This is a genomic window from Nocardiopsis sp. FR4, from assembly GCF_009830945.1.
Lineage (GTDB): Bacteria > Actinomycetota > Actinomycetes > Streptosporangiales > Streptosporangiaceae > Nocardiopsis.
In genome coordinates, this window is sequence record NZ_ML776454.1 from 289,804 (window position 1) to 305,867 (window position 16,064).

A 16,064-nucleotide genomic window follows, 5' to 3' on the forward strand; every position below is an offset into this window, starting at 1 on the left:
CTATCATGGGATGAATCTTGGCCCTTTCCACGATTGCCCGCGCCGCGGCCGCCGTGCTGGAATCCTGAGGGCGGCGACACACGACGGGACGGGGCCGGATGTCACCTCTGCAGACCCTGCGGCGCATGGGCGACATCGCGGGATGGCCGCTGCTGCTGGCCAGCTTCCTGGCCCGCCTGCCCATCTCCATGTCCCTCATCGGGCTGCTCACCCTGGTCACCTCGACCACCGGCAGCGTGGCCGCGGCCGGCGCGGTGACCGGTGCCTTCGCCCTGGGTGAGGCCGTGGGCGGGCCCGTCATCGCCCGCTTCGCCGACCGGCACGGGCAGCGGGTACCGGTGCTGGTGACCGCGCTCGCGGACGCGGTGCTGGTCGTCGCGCTCGTGGCCGCGGTCCTGGCCGGGGCCCCCGCTCCCGCGCTGGCCGGACTGGCCGCCGTGGCGGGCGCGTGCATGCCCCAGATCGGTCCCATGGCCCGTACCCGCTGGGTCGTGCTGATCCGGCGCGGCCCGTACCGGGGCGCGGAGCGGGAGCGCTCACTGGCCGCCGCCATGTCGGTCGAGGGCGTGCTCGACGAGGCCGCCTTCGTCCTCGGTCCGGCACTGGTCGGCGTGCTGACCGTGGCCCTGTCGCCGTCGGCGAGCGTGCTGGGCGGCGCGGTGCTCATCGGCGTCTTCGGGGCCGTGTTCGCCCTGCACCCGACCTCCCCTCCCGGAACCCCGGCGGCGGGCGGCGCCCAGGGCCGCATCGCCACACCCGCGCTGCTCGTGCTGGCCGTCCCCATGTTCTGCCAGGGGCTGTTCTTCGGCGGCATGTCCACCGGGGTGACCGCGTTCGCCGCCGCCTCCGGGCACGGCGACCTGTCCGGGCTCATGTACGCGGTGATGGGTGCCAGCAGCGCCGCCGCGGGGCTGCTGATGGCCTCGCTGCCCGTGGGCTTCGCCCTCACCGCGCGGACCCGGGTCGCGGCGGGCGCGCTGTTCGTGCTCACCCTGCCGCTGTACCTGGACCACGGCGCGGCCACCCTGGCCGCGGCCGTCTTCGTCTTGGGCGCGGCCATCGGCCCGCACATCGTGAGCCTGTTCGGCCTCATCGAGCGGGCCGCCCCGGCAAGCCGCCTGTCCCAGTCGATGGCCCTGGTCCTGAGCAGCCTGATCCTGGGACAGGCGCTGGGTTCGACGGTCTCGGGCGCCCTGGCCGACGCGCTCGGCCACCGGGGCGCGTTCGCGCTGGCGACCCTGGGCGCGCTGGCGTCCCTCACCGTCACCACCGCGGTCATGCGCACCCGTTGGTACGACCGCCGGGAGGGCGCCTCCTCAACGCCGACGGGGCCTGTCATCAGCGGCTAAACCCAAGTGCGGGTATGAACGTGGTGATTCGGGGAACATCAGGCGTTAAACCCGCGTTAAAGAGGCACGCATCATTCCTACTCAGACCTAGGCTCGATGATCGTGCTCGATCTACTGGCCACCATCGGCCCCCGCCGCAAAGAGGTGCCCGTGCCCCAGCTCAATGGGCTCGCCCGCATCACGCTGTCGGTCCGCGACCGCGACGAGAGTGTGCGCTTCTACCGGACGGTCCTGGGATTCCGCGTGATCGCCAAGCGAGACCACGAGGGCACACTGCGCACCGAGTGCCAGCACCCGGCCTCCGGCCTCCTGCTCGCGCTCATCCAGCACCGTGACAACTTCAAGGGCAGGTTCGACCGCAGGCACTGCGGCCTGGACCGCCTGACCCTGGGCGTGGACAACCTGGGCGAACTGGAGGCCTGGGAGGAGCGCTTCGCCGAACTCGACGTGGAGCACTCCCCGGTGATGCACGGCGAGGAGGGCTCCACGCTGCTCTTCTACGACCCCGACGGCGCCGAACTGGCGCTGTTCGCGCACGCCGAACTCGACGCCGACGACAGCTGAGTCCGCCCGGCCCGCCTACTCGACCTCGACCAGCTTCAGACGCACGTCGCGCTCGGCCAGATCGTCCACGGCGGAGCGCGGCAGGCGGTCGTCGGTGATGATCAGGTCGAACTCCTCCAGGCTGGCCACACGGAACGTGCCGAACTTGCCGTACTTGGTGCTGTCGACGGTGAGCACGCTCTTGGAGGCGATCCGCAGCAGCGCCTGCTTGGCGACCACCTTGGCCTCCGAGGGCGTGGTCGAGCCGCGCTCGGCGTCCCAGGAGCTGCTGGCGATGAAGGCCAGGTCCACGTTCACCTGACGCAGGAAGTCGGCGGTGAAGCGGCCGACCGAGGAGTGGTCGGAGTGCGAGACCACCCCGCCGGTGTGGATCAGTTCGATCCCCGGGTACTCCATCAGGTGGCCGACGACGTTGAAGTCGCTGGTGATGACGGTGAGGCCGACCTTGTCGGTCAGCAGGGGGACCATCTGCAGCGTGGTCGTGCCCGCGTCCAGGTAGATGGTGAAGTTCTCCCTGACCAGGTCGGCCGCCGCGCGCGCTATGGCCCGCTTGGCGGGTACCTCCAGCTGGGCCTTGGCCAGGTAGGAGGGTTCGCTCTTGAGCCGTGCCGCGAGGCGCACCCCACCGGTGACCGACAGGACCTTGCCGTCGTTCTCCAACGCCTGGATGTCGCGCCGGACCGTCATGTGGGACACGGACAGCATCGACGTGAGCTCGTTGATGCTCAGCACGTGGCGCTCCTGGAGGAGCTTGAGAATGTGCTCTCGTCGCTGGTCCGGAATCATCGTTCGCCTCACACTCCAGGGGACGGCCTCGGAGGCGCCGTGCGACCACGACGCCGTGTAACAAAGTTTCCCAGCTCGACGGGGCGCCTCGGTGCCCGTGCGGCGTGAGCCCGCTCGCAATCGCACCGTCGCCCCAGGTGGGGGCCGCACGGCCCCGGGAGTCCGCCCCGGAGGGCGCTTTTCCTGTTTGCCCCGCGTACGGCGGGAGTTTTTGCGACCCTTGGCACCATGACGCTGTCCATCGCACTGCGCGGAGACACCGCACGCTTTCCGGGGAACACCCTTCCGGCCCTGCGCTCAGCCTCGCGCGCGGGGGCCGACCTGGTCAAGGTCGACGTCCACCTGACCCTCGACGGCTACCCCGTCCTGGCCGACGAACGAGTGGTGGCCGCCCCGGGTTCCCCGCCGCGCCCCGTGGGCGAGCTGACCCTGGCGGAACTCGCCGCCACCCGCGACGACCTGGAGCGGCGCGTACCCACCCTCATGGAGGTCCTGGCCGAGTACGGCGACGCCCCGCCGCCCCTGCTCCTGGACGCCGCCGCACCGGAGGCCGCCCTGGCCGCGGACGCGCTCCTGCGCGCCTACGGGTTCGGCGACCGGGTGCTCTTCACCGGTTCCACCGAGGCCCTGGGCGCCCTGCGGGCCCGCAGCCCCGGGGCCCGGCTCATGCTGGCCTGGGACCGGCCCGGACCGCCGCCCGAGGAGGCGACCCGTTCCCTGCGGCCCGAGTACCTCGGCATGCATTACACGCTCCTGACCCGGGAATTGGTCGGAGAAATGCACCGTTTCGGATATCTCGTAACAGCCTGGACAGTGAACGACTTCCCGGAAATGGCACGGGTGCTCGGAATGGGGGTGGACGCCCTGGCCACGGAGCGGATCGAGGACCTCGTGTCGCTCACCCGCAGCCGTGAGCGGGGAGAACACGCCGCGGACCCGGCCTGACGCCGTCCGGAGCCCGCACCCGCTCCCCGGCTCCGGGCCCGCGTGCCGCCGACGGGAGCGGCCGACTGGCCGCGCCGCCGCGCGCCGAATTTGGCCATTCCCCGTTTTTGCCGACGTGGCGTGGATATCCTCGAAAACATTAACCCACCGGGTGACGACCCTACGCCCTCGCTCCCCTCGAAGGCGCACTCCGAGTGATGAGACACCACTACATGACGGCCGAGACCTCCCCTCACGCGCTCCGCACCACGGCCTCCGTCCTGGACTGTGCCGCGCGCCTGTTCGCCGAACACGGCTCCCAGGGTCTGGCCATGTCCGCGCTGACCCGCCGCATCGCTGCCGAGACCGGGACGGACGCCGCCTCGCTCAGACGTGCCTTCCCCACCCGGTTCGACCTGGCCTACGCGGTGGTCCTGCGCTCCACCCGGGAGCGGGTCAACGGGCAGCTGGCCGCGGACCGTCCGGAGCTTCCCGCGGCCGAGCGGATGGCCGCCCTGGTCAGGCGACAGGTGGAGAACGGGTGGAAGCACCGCGCGGCCACCTCCCTGGCGCACGAGATGCTGCCCGTCCTGCGGGCCATCCACCCGACCCGCCACCGCGAGGTCAGTTCCCTGACCCGGATCTACCGCGAGCACATCCGCGGCGTCATCGTGGACGGGGTGGTCGCGGGCGTGTTCCGGGTGTGCGACCCCGGCCGGGCCGCCGACGAGGTGCTGGAGACCTTCGACTCCCTGCTGTACTGGTACGACCCCGGGGCGGGCCTGAGCCTGGACGACCTCGGCGCCGTGTACGTGGACCTGGTGATCCACCACCACCTGGGCTGCCCGCGCTGAGCCCCGGCCGCTCAGAGGCCGAGCAGCTGGTCCAGGTCGACCGACTCGGCCAGGGCCCGCAGACCGGCGTCGCCGGGGTGCAGGTGGTCCCCGGAGTCGTAGGCGGGCAGCAGGCGGGCGGGGTCCTGTGGGTCGCGCAGGACCGCGTCGAAGTCCCAGACCCCGTCGAAGGGGGACTCCGGGACCCCGGCCTGTTCGCGCAGGTGGGCGTTGACCCGCTGCCGGGCCCGGTCGACGTCCTCCGTGCAGCGCCGCTCCCCCCCGCACGGGGTGAGCGTGGCCGCGAAGACCCGCATGTCGTACTCGCGGGCCAGCCCCGCGATCCGCTCGATACCGCCGATCACCTCGTCGGGGTCGGTCCCCCAGCGCAGGTCGTTGATACCGGCGAAGACGATGAGCGTGTCCACCCCGTTCTGGGCGAACACGTCGCGGTCCACCCGCCGGAGCATGGCCACACCGCTGGGGTTGGAGGAGACCCCCTCTCCGGGGTAGCCGTCCAGGACCACGTGGTTGCCGGCCACACCGAGGTTGAGCACGCCCGGGTCGGGCGGACCGGACCGCTCGGCCAGGCGGGCGCTGAGCACGTCGGGCCAGCGGGCGTGGGCGTCGGCGGTGGAGCGGGTGCCGTCGGTGATGGAGTCGCCCAGGGCCGCGACCGCCCCGGGGGCGTCGAGCACCTCCACCCCGGTGAGGAAGGGCCACTGCCGGATCCGGCCGGTGAACGGCTCCCCGGTGGTGTCCAGGGTCTGGTCGCCGCTGCCCCGGGCACTCGTGTAGTGGGTGTCGGAGGCGGCGTAGTGCACCGGAGCTGTGGTGACCCGTTCGGGCAGGTAGAGGCTGACCAGGGCGTCCGTCTGCGGAGGCGCGAGGACCTCCACCGGGTCGCTGAAGACCTGCCCCCCGGCCGGGATGACGGTCCCGGAACTCCCGCCGAAGGTGAGCGCGACCGCCGAGCCCCGCGTCGCCGCCCCTTCCCCCCGCAGCGCCAGGGAGGCAGCGCCCACCGTGACGGGCTCGGCGGCGAAGGTGTTCTCCAGGCGGATCCGGAGCCGGTGGCCGCCGGTGGTGGTGCGCACCGCCAGACGCAGGGTCTGGTCCTCCCAGGGGCCTGCCTCCACGTAGCCCGAGGTCGCCCGCGCCCAGGTGCCGGTCCACCCGGAGTCCGCGGGACGCCCGCCCAGCGAGAACAGGTGGATGCGGCCCCGACCCGCCTCCTCGGGCAGCACCACGTGGGAGATCTCGCGCGCCGGGTCGACCGGGACGGCGCGCGCGTACAGGCGGACCGTGCCCAGGCTGGGACCGTCCCCGGCCGAGTTGGCGTAGGGCAGGGTGAGCGCGGCCTCGCTCGCGGCCCCCTCGGACCAGTCGGGGACGGACAGGGTGAACCCCTGTCGCTCGCCGTCGGCGTAGACCACGGTTCCGGTGCCCCGCGCGCCGGAACCGCCGGTGGCCGTGGCCAGGAAGGTCAGCGAGCGGTAGCGCTTCCCGGGCAGGCCCACCGACTGGCCGTCGGCGACCAGGTGGTCGGAGCGCCCGGGGGCGTAGTCGGGCAGTTCCAGGGGGGTGCCCAGCAGGACGACCTCGCTTCCGGGGGTCCACCCGGCGGCGGCCAGGGCCTGCGCGGACAGGCTGTTGCCGGAGCCGTCGAGGTCGACGTTGTCCGGTGAGGCGTCCCGGGAGATGCCGATCCGGTCGACGAGGGACTCGAAGGAGGGGGCGGCCGCCCGGGGCGCGGCGGGCTGTTCGGGTATCGCGGACTTGGCTCCGACGCCGCGGGAGGCCGTGGTGCTGACCACCGCGGCCAGGAGCAGGGCGACCGTGACCGCCGAGACCGTGTGCAGCAGGCGGTGGGGGCTTCCGCGCCGCCCGCTTCCGTCGGATGTCCGATCCGCTCCCAACACTCGCCTCCCCAGGCATACGGTGTCCCACCGTTAACGGCACCGGGCGCGCGGTGGTGACCGGGACGTGGGACACCACGCCCCCTAACGGGCCACCAGCGTAAACGAGCCGCCCCCGGGGACCGCGGAGGTTCCGGGATGTTCCGGGCGGCGTTTCGCGTCCGCCACCACCTGTGCCGATGCCGGGCGCCCGGCACGCCGTACCGCTAATGTCGCGGTCAGGCGGTACCGTGCGGGCCCGGCCGTCCTGGCGCGCGGACCCGGTCGGAACCCACCAGTAACGGTGTGCGGCGCCCGCGGCGGGCACACCCAGGACCGCACCCCCGAACCGGAAAGGCCCGCATGACCTGGCACACCCGGCCCATGGCCGCGTTCGACATCGAGACCACCGGCCTGGACCTGGCCCACGACCGCATCGTCACCGCCGCCCTGTGGCGCATCGACCCCGCCGCCCGCACCAAGGACGTCACCACCTGGCTGGTCGACCCGGGGATCGACATCCCCCAGGAGGCCACCGACATCCACCACATCACCACCGCCCACGCCCGCGAACACGGGCGCCCCGCCGCCGAGGCGGTGCCCGAGATCGGCGCCGCCCTGGAGAAGGCCGTCGCCGACGGGCTGCCCGTGGTGATCTACAACGCCCCCTACGACCTCGGCCTGCTCTCCGCCGAACTCCGCCGGCACGGCGCGGAGGCCCGTTTCGGGGAGGCCGTGCGCGTTCTGGACCCCCTGGTGATCGACAAGCGCTTCGACACCTTCCGGCGAGGCTCGCGCAAACTCGTCGACGTGTGCGCCCACCACGGCGTGCGCCTGGACGCCGACCAGGCCCACGGGGCCGCAGCCGACGCCCTGGCCGCCGCCCGCCTGGCCTGGAAGCTCGCCGCCACCCACCCCGAACTCGCCGACATGGACATCGACGACCTGCACGACGCCCAGGTCACCTGGAAGGCCGCCCAAGCCGCCAGCTTCCAGGACTACCTCCGCCGCAGGAACCCCGACGCGGTCGTGGACGGCTCCTGGCCGCTGGCCGCGAGCACCTGACCCCCCGTCCCCGGCCCCGTGCGCACCACCGCACCGGGGAGTTTCTCCAGCACACGCACTGAAACGGGAAGACACGATACTGATGTCCGATTTCGCATTCGCGCGCGGAAGCCGGGCGCGCCGAGTTCCGGACAAGGGGTATTGCGCCGGCCGGCGCCCTATCGTTTCGGTCGGCCACCGATAGCACGGGAAAGCGCCGCTGGCCTGGATCCGCAGGTCGGCGGCGCCTTTCTGACGTTCGGAGAGAGTAGGCCGGGCAGGACTCGAACCCGCGACCCAGGGATTATGAGTCCCCTGCTCTAACCAACTGAGCTACCGGCCCGCCGTCGTCGGCAAACGTCATCCTAACAGGGTGTGTCCGGCCTTTCCCCGCCCGGAATCCGTTACCGGACAAGGCCTGCGGGCGGACCCCGGGGCCCTACCGCGCCCCTGGGTCACCGGCCGCCGGAGTCCGAGGTCTAGGGTGTTGAGGTGCGGCGCGCCATGGACGGCCCCCAGCGCCCGGCACCGGCGCCGCGTGAACCCGTTGGTAACATCGCGGGTCGCACAACGTCGTTCAGGAGAGTTCACGCTATGTCCAAAGCACCTGTCAACGTGACCGTAACCGGCGCCGCCGGGCAGATCGGCTACGCGCTGCTGTTCCGGATCGCCTCCGGCCAGCTGCTCGGCGCCGACACCCCGGTGAAGCTGCGCCTGCTGGAGATCCCGCAGGCCGTCAAGGCCGCCGAGGGCACGGCCATGGAGCTGGACGACTGCGCGTTCCCGCTGCTCCAGGGCATCGACATCTTCGACGACGCCACCCAGGCCTTCCGGGGCGCCAACGTCGCCCTGCTGGTCGGCGCCCGCCCGCGCGGCAAGGGCATGGAGCGCGGTGACCTGCTGGAGGCCAACGGCGGGATCTTCAAGCCCCAGGGTGAGGCGATCAACGCCGGTGCCGCCGACGACATCCGCGTGCTGGTGGTCGGCAACCCCGCCAACACCAACGCGCTCATCGCGCAGAGCCACGCCCCCGACGTCCCGGCCGAGCGCTTCACCGCGATGACCCGCCTGGACCACAACCGCGCGCTCACCCAGCTCGCCAAGAAGCTCGACGTGTCGATCAACGACATCAAGAAGCTGACCATCTGGGGCAACCACTCCGCCACCCAGTACCCGGACCTGTTCCACGCCGAGGTGAACGGCGCCAACGCCGCCAAGGCCGTGGGCGACCAGGCCTGGCTGGAGAACGACTTCATCCCCACCGTCGCCAAGCGCGGCGCCGCGATCATCGAGGCCCGGGGCGCCTCCTCGGCCGCCTCCGCCGCCAACGCCGCCATCGACCACGTCTACGACTGGGTCAACGGCACCCCCGAGGGCGACTGGACCTCCGCGGCCGTTCCCTCCGACGGCTCCTACGGCGTGCCCGAGGGCCTCATCTCCTCCTTCCCGGTCGTCTCGCGCGACGGCAGGTGGGAGATCGTGCAGGGCCTGGAGATCGACGAGTTCTCCCGCGGCCGCATCGACGCCTCCGTCAAGGAGCTCGTCGAGGAGCGCGACACCGTCAAGCAGCTCGGCCTGGTCTGACGACCGGAGCGACACGGTGACGGGCGCGCCCCACGCGGGGCGTGCCCGTCGTCGTGGGGGCGGCGCACCGTCCCGAAGGGCTTCGCGGAGCAGGCAGTATAGAGACCGTGAGTCTCATCGATGTGCTTCCGGCCGAACCTGAACCCGACTCCCTCTTCGAGGCGTTCGCTTTGTGGGCCGAGGAGCGGGGCCTCACCCTCTACCCCCACCAGGAGGAGGCCCTCATCGAGGTCGTCTCCGGGTCCAACGTCATCCTCAACACCCCCACCGGCTCGGGCAAGAGCCTGGTGGCCACGGGCGCGCTGTTCGCCGCCCTGGCCCGGGACGAGTGCGCGTTCTACACCGCGCCGATCAAGGCGCTGGTCTCGGAGAAGTTCTTCGACCTGTGCAAGATCTTCGGCACCGAGAACGTCGGCATGATGACCGGTGACGCCAGCGTCAACGCCGACGCGCCCATCGTGTGCTGCACGGCCGAGGTGCTCGCGCAGATCGCGCTGGCCGAGGGCGCGCACGCCGACATCAACACCGTCATCATGGACGAGTTCCACTTCTACGCCGAACCGGACCGCGGGTGGGCCTGGCAGGTGCCCCTGCTGGAGATGCCGCAGGCGCAGTTCGTCCTGATGTCGGCCACACTGGGCGACGTCAGCCGCTTCGAGGAGGACCTGGAGGAGCGCACCGGCAGGTCCACCGCCGTGGTGGCCTCCGCCGAGCGCCCCGTCCCGCTCTACTACGACTACCGGGTCACCCCGCTGCACGAGACCCTGGAGGAGCTGCTGGGCAGCGGCCAGGCCCCGGTCTACATCGTGCACTTCACCCAGGCGCAGGCGGTGGAGCGCGCGCAGTCGCTCACCAGCATCAACATGTGCACCAAGGAGGAGAAGGCGGCGATCGCGGCGGAGATCGGCAACTTCCGCTTCACCACCCGGTTCGGGCGCAACCTGTCGCGTTACGTGCGGCACGGCATCGGCGTGCACCACGCGGGGATGCTGCCCAAGTACCGGCGGCTGGTGGAGCGACTGGCCCAGGCCGGGCTGCTCAAGGTCATCTGCGGCACCGACACCCTGGGCGTGGGCGTGAACGTGCCCATCCGCACCGTGCTGTTCACGGCCCTGAGCAAGTACGACGGAATCCGGGTGCGCCGCCTGCGCGCCCGCGAGTTCCACCAGATCGCCGGGCGGGCCGGTCGCGCGGGCTTCGACACCGTGGGCCACGTGGTGGCCCAGGCCCCCGAGCACGTCATCGAGAACGAGAAGGCGCTGGCCAAGGCGGGCGACGACACCAAGAAGCGGCGCAAGGTGGTGCGCAAGAAGGCCCCCGAGGGGTTCGTCTCCTGGGACGAGGCCACCTTCCGCAAGCTCATCGAGTCCGAGCCCGAACCGCTGACCTCGCGGTTCCGGGTGAGCAACGCCATGCTGCTGAGCGTGATCAACCGGCCCGGCGACTGCTTCTCCTCGATGCGCCACCTGCTGCGGGAGAACCACGACGACCGCAAGACGCAGCGCCGCCACATCCGCGAGGCGATCGCCATCTACCGGTCGCTGCTGGACGGCGGGATCGTGGAGACGCTGGACGAACCCGACGAGCAGGGGCGCACCGCGCGGCTGACGGTGGACCTGCAGTCCGACTTCGCGCTCAACCAGCCCCTGTCGACCTTCGCGCTGGCCGCGCTGGAGCTGCTGGACAAGGAGTCGCCCGCCTACCCGCTGGACGTGCTCAGCGTGGTGGAGTCCACCCTGGACGACCCCCGCCAGATCCTGGGCGCGCAGCTCAACAAGGCGCGCGGCGAGGCCGTCCAGCAGATGAAGATGGACGGTGTCGAGTACGACGAGCGCATGGAACGGCTGGAGGAGGTCGACTACCCCAAGCCGCTGGAGGAGCTGCTCAGCCACGCCTACGAGGTCTACCGGCGCGGCCACCCGTGGGTGGGCGACCACCCGCTCCGGCCCAAGACGGTGGCCCGCGACATGTACGAGCGGGCGATGACCTTCACCGAGTACGTGGGCTACTACGAGCTGGCCCGCTCGGAGGGCCTGGTACTGCGCTACCTGGCCAGCGCGTACAAGGCGCTGAACCAGACGGTGCCCGACGACGCCAAGACCGAGGAGCTGCGCGACCTCATCGAGTGGCTGGGCGAGCTGGTGCGCCAGGTCGACTCCAGCCTGCTGGACGAGTGGGAGCAGCTGACCAACCCCGAGGCGGAGGCCCCCGCGGAGGACGAGCCCGCCGAGGAGAGGGTGCGCCCGGTGACCACGAACGCCCGGGCCTTCCGGGTGCTGGTGCGCAACGAGATGTTCCGGCGGGTGGAACTGGCCGCACGCCGCCGCTTCGGCGAGCTGGGCGCCCTGGAGGAGAACGGGGAGTGGGACGCCGAGGCCTGGGCGGAGGCCCTGGAGGAGTACTTCGAGGAGCACGACGAGATCGGCACCGGTCCCGACGCGCGCGGTCCGGCGATGCTGCTCATCGAGCGGGAACCGGAGCTGTGGCGGGTGCGCCAGATCCTCGCCGACCCTGCGGGCGACCACGACTGGGGCATCAGCGCCGAGGTGGACCTGGCCGCCTCCGACGCCGAGGGCCGGGCGGTGGTCCGCGTGGTGGACGTCAACCGGCTCTGAGCGGGCGCGCGGCTCAGCCCAGCAGGTGGGCGTTGACCTCGCGGACCGCCCCGGCCAGGTCGGGGCGCTCCACCACGGTCCGCCCCGCGGCGCGCAGGCGCTCGGCCCCGTCGCAGTCCACGAACAGGGCGGGCTCGCGCCAGGCGAAGACCACCCTCGCCACCGGCGTCGTCAGGATGAGGTCGCTGCACGCCAGCGGCCGGGAGGAGCGGGAGCTGCACGGCTCCAGCGACGAGTACAGGGTGGCGGCGGCCAGCCGGGGGTCCTCGGGGTCGATCCCGCGCAGGGCCGTCTCCTCGGCGTGGTCGCGGGGGTCGTCCCGGCGCGAATAGCCCTCCCCCAGGAGGGTGCCGTCGGCGGCGACCACCGCGCAGCCCACCGAGAAGGCGGTGGCCGAGGGCGGGCACGAGCGCGACAGCCCGACGGTACGGCGCAGCCAGAGGGCGTCGGCCGTCCCCTCGGACGGTGGCGGACCGGAGCTCACCCCCGCTCCCCCGCGCCGTCCTCCCGGTCGCTCAGGCGGTAGCGCAGGACCGCCACGTCCCCGAGCGAGCGTGCCTCCGCCAGGCGCATCGGCGCGCCGGGGCCCTGGGGGAAGGCGGCGGGCAGGACGAAGCGCGGGGCCGCCTCCTCGCCCACGAAGAAGGGGGCCACGGCGAGCCGCAGCTCGTCGACCAGTCCGGAGGTGAGGAACAGGGTGTGGATGTGCCCGCCGCCCTCGACCAGCAGCCGTTCCACTCCGCGTCCGGCCAGGTCGGCCAGGACGGCCGCGGCGGTGGGCGGGTCGCCCGCGTCCACGACCTCGGCGGGCGGGTCGGCGTCGGGGCGGCGGCCCAGCGCCTCACGGGCGGTGGACACGCCCGCTCCCCCGGTGTAGACCACGGCCCCCGCGTCGCCGGTGGCGAAGAAACGGGCGGCGGGGTCGACCCTTCCGCTGCGCGTGACCAGGGCCTTGAGCAGGTGCTCGGTGCGCCCCCTGGCGCGTCGGCGCTCGCGCAGCTCGGGTGAGCGGACCAGGAGCCGGGGGTCGTCGGTCCGCAGGGTGCCCGCGCCGACGAGGATCGCGTCGCACTCCGCGCGCAGGGCGTCGATCTCGGCGAAGTCGGCCGGGTTGGAGAGGCGGAGCCGCTCCGGGCCGGTGTCGTCGATGCGTCCGTCGACCGACATGGCGCAGCTGAGGATGGTATAGGGGCGGTCCACGCGGATCATCCTACGTGAGGCGCGGGCCGGGCCCCGGAGGGCGCCGCAGGCGACCGGAGAGCCGTGGACGCGGGTGGGCGGGAGCGATTTCCGATACGTCCCATCGTCGGTCGGGTGGGCGGGAATTCCGTGTCCAGAAAGCTGATTCCCGCAGGCAGCCGCCGCGCGGCAAAGAATGGCCCGCCGGGCGGTGACCACGTTCCTTTCTCCACGGCCGGGCACGGGGAAGCCCGGGTTCCGATCGCGCCCGGCGCGGTCCGACCGACGCTCTCCCCGAAGGCGCCGGAGTCACAGGGGTTGACAGCCGTATACGCCCGAAGCCCGCACCCACGGGCTTGCGTGCACCGAGAGCCCTCCCCAATACGCCACATAATGGACATTGAGCATATAAGTACTAGCCACCCCAAGAGCACCCTCGGCCGTACTCCTCGACACTTCCCGGGCACTCCGAGCGATGATTTCTCCATCCCGTGTCTGTGACTCGGTTAACAACACCGCACACTCGGAATAGAATCCAGTGGTCGACCCACTTCCCCACCTCCGACAAGAGGACGGCGATGTCTCGATTCACCTCTCCCGACTTCCTGAGGCGGGCGGGGGGCAACCACGTCCGGGCCAATCCCCCGCCCCCCCTCGATCTGACCCGACCGAGTCTGGCACGGCTGCACTCCTTCCACCTCAAGGGCAAGGACCACTTCGAGGTGGACCGGGACCTGGCCAGCCGGGCGGAGCAGGTGGCCCCCGGGTTCCAGGACCTGGTCCTGGGTGAGCGCGCCTTCCTGCAGCGGGCGGTACGGCACCTGAGCGAGGACCTGGGTATCCGCCAGTTCGTCCAGCTCGGCGCGGGCCTGCCCGCGCCCGGCGACCCACACGAGATCGCGCACGAGAGCGACCCCTCGGCCCGCGTCCTCTACGCCACCGACGACCCGGTGGTACTGACCCACCACCTGGCTCTGCTGCGCGACGGGCGCACCACCACGGCGGTACGGGCCGGGCTCACCCAGCCGGACCAACTCCTGCGCAGCTCCGAGACCCGGGGCTTCCTCGACCTCGACGAGCCCGTGGGCCTGCTGCTCACCGGCGTGGTCGCGCACACCTCCGACGCCGACACTCCGGGGAAGCACATCGCCGCCCTGCGCGACGCCCTGGCCCCCGGAAGCCGCATGGTCCTCAGCCACTACTGCCGTCCCGACTCCGCCGCCTTCCCCAAGGACGTCGCGCGGACCGAACAGCTGGAGCGGCTCTTCCTGGACCGTCTCGGATCCGGTCGCTGGCGCTCCCGCCAGGCCATCGAGGCCTTCTTCGAGGGCTGGCGGATCAGCGAGCCCGGAGTGATCGAGGTCCAGCGCTGGCGCACGCTGCCCGTGGCACCGCCCGTGCCCGGCTGCTACCAGATGCCCCAGCGCAACCGCCGCCTGCTGATCGGCGGCATCGGCGAAATCTGATCCCTCTCCCGTCGCCCTCTGACCCGCGTTGGAGCCGCCGTGGCCCGGCAGCGGGCGAGGGGCCGCCCTCCCACCGGACCCGGTTCGCCGGAACGGAGTGCCGTGGGAAGCCGGGGCGACGGCCACGGGGCCCCTCCCGCGGAAGGACCCCGCTCCCCGCGTACGCGCGCGCCGCCCGGATCAGGGGCTGGCGCAACTGACGCCGCCGGGCGGAGCGGACGAACCGCCGCTGACGACGAACCCGAACGTGACCGCGGCTCCGGCGGCCACCGTGCCGTTCCAGGGGGTGTTGCGCACCCGCACGGACCCGCTGGTGCCGGTGTTCTGCCCGTTCCAGAGGTTGGCGATCGACTGACCGGAGGCCAGGGTCATGCCGACGGTCCAGCCGTCGAGCGGGGTGGTGCCGTCGTTGCGGACCGACACCTCGCCCTGGAACCCTCCGGACCAGCTGTTGACCGTGCGGTAGCTGGCGGTGCAGGCGCCGTCCTCGCCGTCGCCCGGACCACCGTCCCCGGGGTCGCCGTCACCCGGGTCCCCGCCGCCGGTCAGCACCGGGGTCTGCCAGTTCCGCCACGCGGACAGGTCGCCGGACTTGGCGGGCGAGACGCGGAACACACCGGGCGCCTGGCCCGTCCCCAGCAGGAAGGCCTCGATGCTCTGCCGCAGCGGTCCCCGCCACTCGGATCTGCTGGCGCAGTGGGTGCCGTCCTGGACGTCGGACCAGTAACTGATGTTGGCCTCGGCGCCGAGCGCCCGGTAGACCTCGGCCCCGCCCCGGGCGGCGACGCTGGCGGAGCGGGCGCCCAGCCAGTCGACGTGCGGGTTGTCCATGATGAGCAGGCCCCGCGGCGCGACCATGCCGACGATCTGGTGTGTGTCCACCGGCAGCGCGTTCGGGTTGCCCGTGTAGTCGCCGAAGGCGTCGCCCAGCCACGGCTGCTCGCCGTAGGCGCTGCTCAGCGGTTGGGCTCCGCTCTCCTGGGCGACCGCGCGCAGGGCGGGAACTCCGCCGGTACCCGACTCGATCGGCATGGTCAGGTCCACGCGCTGGTCGAAGGCGCCGGCGACGAGGGCGCCCTTGCCGTAGCGCGAACACCCCGTGACGCCGGTGGCGTCGGTACGCAGGACGGCACCGCCGGACTGTTCGAGGACGTCGATGATCCGGCTCGTGCCCCAGGCCCAGGCCATGAGCAGTCCCGTACCGCTGGAGGAGCCGTAGAGGTCGTAGAACGCGCCCCGCTTGCTGCCCCGGGACGTGCCCTCCGCCCCGACCGCGAAGGGGTCGTAGCTGATGACGGCGGCACCGGCGGCCTTGATCGTGGCCGTGTCCGCCCCGAAGCCCCCGTAGACGATCACGGCCGGGAAGGGACCCTGGCCGCTCGGCAGGTCGACCGAGGCGGAGAAGCTGGTGCTGCGGCCCTGGTCCGTCACGTTCACGGTGATCCGGGACGAGGAGACGGATCCCGTCACGCTGTCCGGCGGAGCGGGCTTGGATCCGTAGACGGAGCGCTCGGCCAGCTCGTGGATCTCGGCCCGGCGGCACTCCCACTCGTCCGCGGTGGACACGCGCGTGCCGTCCAGCCGGGTGAAGGGGTCGGGGAGCTGGGAGGTGGACGCCGGGGAGCCCGAGCCGGGCACCGCGCAGTCGGCGCCGTTGTGCTCGTCCGGACTGGCCGCGGCCGGTGCCGGTGCCAGGGTCAGGGCGGCCAGGCCGGCGGCGACCGCCAGGGCTGCGGCAGCCCACGTTCGGGGACGGTGTCGGTGCCGGTGTCGGTGGAAGGACATGGAGACCTCCGGGAGGAGCGCGCGGCCGACGGGACGG

At 72.3% G+C, this 16,064-nt stretch carries 13 protein-coding genes and 1 tRNA gene; 8 read left to right on the forward strand and 6 right to left on the reverse strand.

Features of this window, described 5'->3' with window-relative positions; genetic code table 11:
* Window positions 1-98: 98 nt before the first annotated feature.
* Window positions 99-1,349, forward strand: a complete 1,251-nt coding sequence (locus tag FYW95_RS01250; protein WP_160049879.1) for an MFS transporter — start codon at window positions 99-101, stop codon at window positions 1,347-1,349.
* Between the two features lie 96 nt (window positions 1,350-1,445).
* The gene (locus FYW95_RS01255) at window positions 1,446-1,913 is read left to right on the forward strand and encodes a VOC family protein (protein ID WP_159940032.1); all 468 of its coding nucleotides are present in this window, start codon (window positions 1,446-1,448) and stop codon (window positions 1,911-1,913) included.
* Window positions 1,914-1,928: 15 nt separating this feature from the next.
* Here the strand turns inward: FYW95_RS01255 and FYW95_RS01260 are convergent, their stop codons facing one another.
* Window positions 1,929-2,699: a DeoR/GlpR family DNA-binding transcription regulator gene (locus FYW95_RS01260; protein ID WP_013151829.1), complete on the reverse strand. Its 771-nt coding sequence runs from the start codon at window positions 2,697-2,699 to the stop codon at window positions 1,929-1,931.
* A gap of 228 nt (window positions 2,700-2,927) precedes the next feature.
* On the opposite strand from FYW95_RS01260, the gene FYW95_RS01265 reads away from it, so the two are divergent.
* Window positions 2,928-3,644 (forward strand): glycerophosphodiester phosphodiesterase, encoded by a 717-nt coding sequence (locus tag FYW95_RS01265; protein WP_159940030.1) that lies wholly within the window; start codon window positions 2,928-2,930, stop codon window positions 3,642-3,644.
* Between the two features lie 212 nt (window positions 3,645-3,856).
* Window positions 3,857-4,477, forward strand: a complete 621-nt coding sequence (locus FYW95_RS01270; protein WP_159940086.1) for a TetR-type transcription factor C-terminal domain-containing protein — start codon at window positions 3,857-3,859, stop codon at window positions 4,475-4,477.
* An 11-nt stretch (window positions 4,478-4,488) separates the two neighbouring features.
* Here the strand turns inward: FYW95_RS01270 and FYW95_RS01275 are convergent, their stop codons facing one another.
* Window positions 4,489-6,378: a GDSL-type esterase/lipase family protein gene (locus FYW95_RS01275; RefSeq protein WP_370462342.1), complete on the reverse strand. Its 1,890-nt coding sequence runs from the start codon at window positions 6,376-6,378 to the stop codon at window positions 4,489-4,491.
* A 339-nt stretch (window positions 6,379-6,717) separates the two neighbouring features.
* On the opposite strand from FYW95_RS01275, the gene FYW95_RS01280 reads away from it, so the two are divergent.
* On the forward strand, window positions 6,718-7,419 hold the full coding sequence (locus tag FYW95_RS01280) for an exonuclease domain-containing protein (protein WP_160049880.1): 702 nt from the start codon (window positions 6,718-6,720) through the stop codon (window positions 7,417-7,419).
* A 248-nt stretch (window positions 7,420-7,667) separates the two neighbouring features.
* Here the strand turns inward: FYW95_RS01280 and FYW95_RS01285 are convergent.
* Window positions 7,668-7,741, reverse strand: a tRNA-Ile gene (locus FYW95_RS01285).
* A 251-nt stretch (window positions 7,742-7,992) separates the two neighbouring features.
* Here FYW95_RS01285 and FYW95_RS01290 point away from each other — a divergent pair.
* Both FYW95_RS01290 and FYW95_RS01295 read left to right on the forward strand, forming a co-directional pair.
* Window positions 7,993-8,982 carry a malate dehydrogenase gene (locus tag FYW95_RS01290; protein WP_159940024.1) on the forward strand — a complete coding sequence of 330 codons (990 nt, stop codon included), beginning with the start codon at window positions 7,993-7,995 and terminating at the stop codon, window positions 8,980-8,982.
* 122 nt (window positions 8,983-9,104) lie between these two features.
* Window positions 9,105-11,597 (forward strand): DEAD/DEAH box helicase, encoded by a 2,493-nt coding sequence (locus FYW95_RS01295; protein ID WP_160049913.1) that lies wholly within the window; start codon window positions 9,105-9,107, stop codon window positions 11,595-11,597.
* A gap of 13 nt (window positions 11,598-11,610) precedes the next feature.
* On the opposite strand, the gene FYW95_RS01300 is transcribed toward FYW95_RS01295, so the two are convergent.
* Window positions 11,611-12,081 carry a cytidine/deoxycytidylate deaminase family protein gene (locus FYW95_RS01300; RefSeq protein WP_159940022.1) on the reverse strand — a complete coding sequence of 157 codons (471 nt, stop codon included), beginning with the start codon at window positions 12,079-12,081 and terminating at the stop codon, window positions 11,611-11,613.
* Entirely contained in the window at window positions 12,078-12,797 is a 720-nt protein-coding gene (locus FYW95_RS01305; protein ID WP_159940020.1) for a RibD family protein, read from the reverse strand. Before FYW95_RS01305 ends, FYW95_RS01300 begins: the two co-directional genes overlap by 4 nt.
* A 557-nt stretch (window positions 12,798-13,354) precedes the next feature.
* Here FYW95_RS01305 and FYW95_RS01310 point away from each other — a divergent pair.
* Window positions 13,355-14,242, forward strand: coding sequence for an SAM-dependent methyltransferase (locus FYW95_RS01310; protein WP_160049881.1), 888 nt, complete (start codon window positions 13,355-13,357; stop codon window positions 14,240-14,242).
* A gap of 180 nt (window positions 14,243-14,422) precedes the next feature.
* On the opposite strand, the gene FYW95_RS01315 is transcribed toward FYW95_RS01310, so the two are convergent.
* Window positions 14,423-16,027: a glucuronyl esterase domain-containing protein gene (locus FYW95_RS01315; protein WP_159940016.1), complete on the reverse strand. Its 1,605-nt coding sequence runs from the start codon at window positions 16,025-16,027 to the stop codon at window positions 14,423-14,425.
* Window positions 16,028-16,064 lie beyond the last annotated feature (37 nt).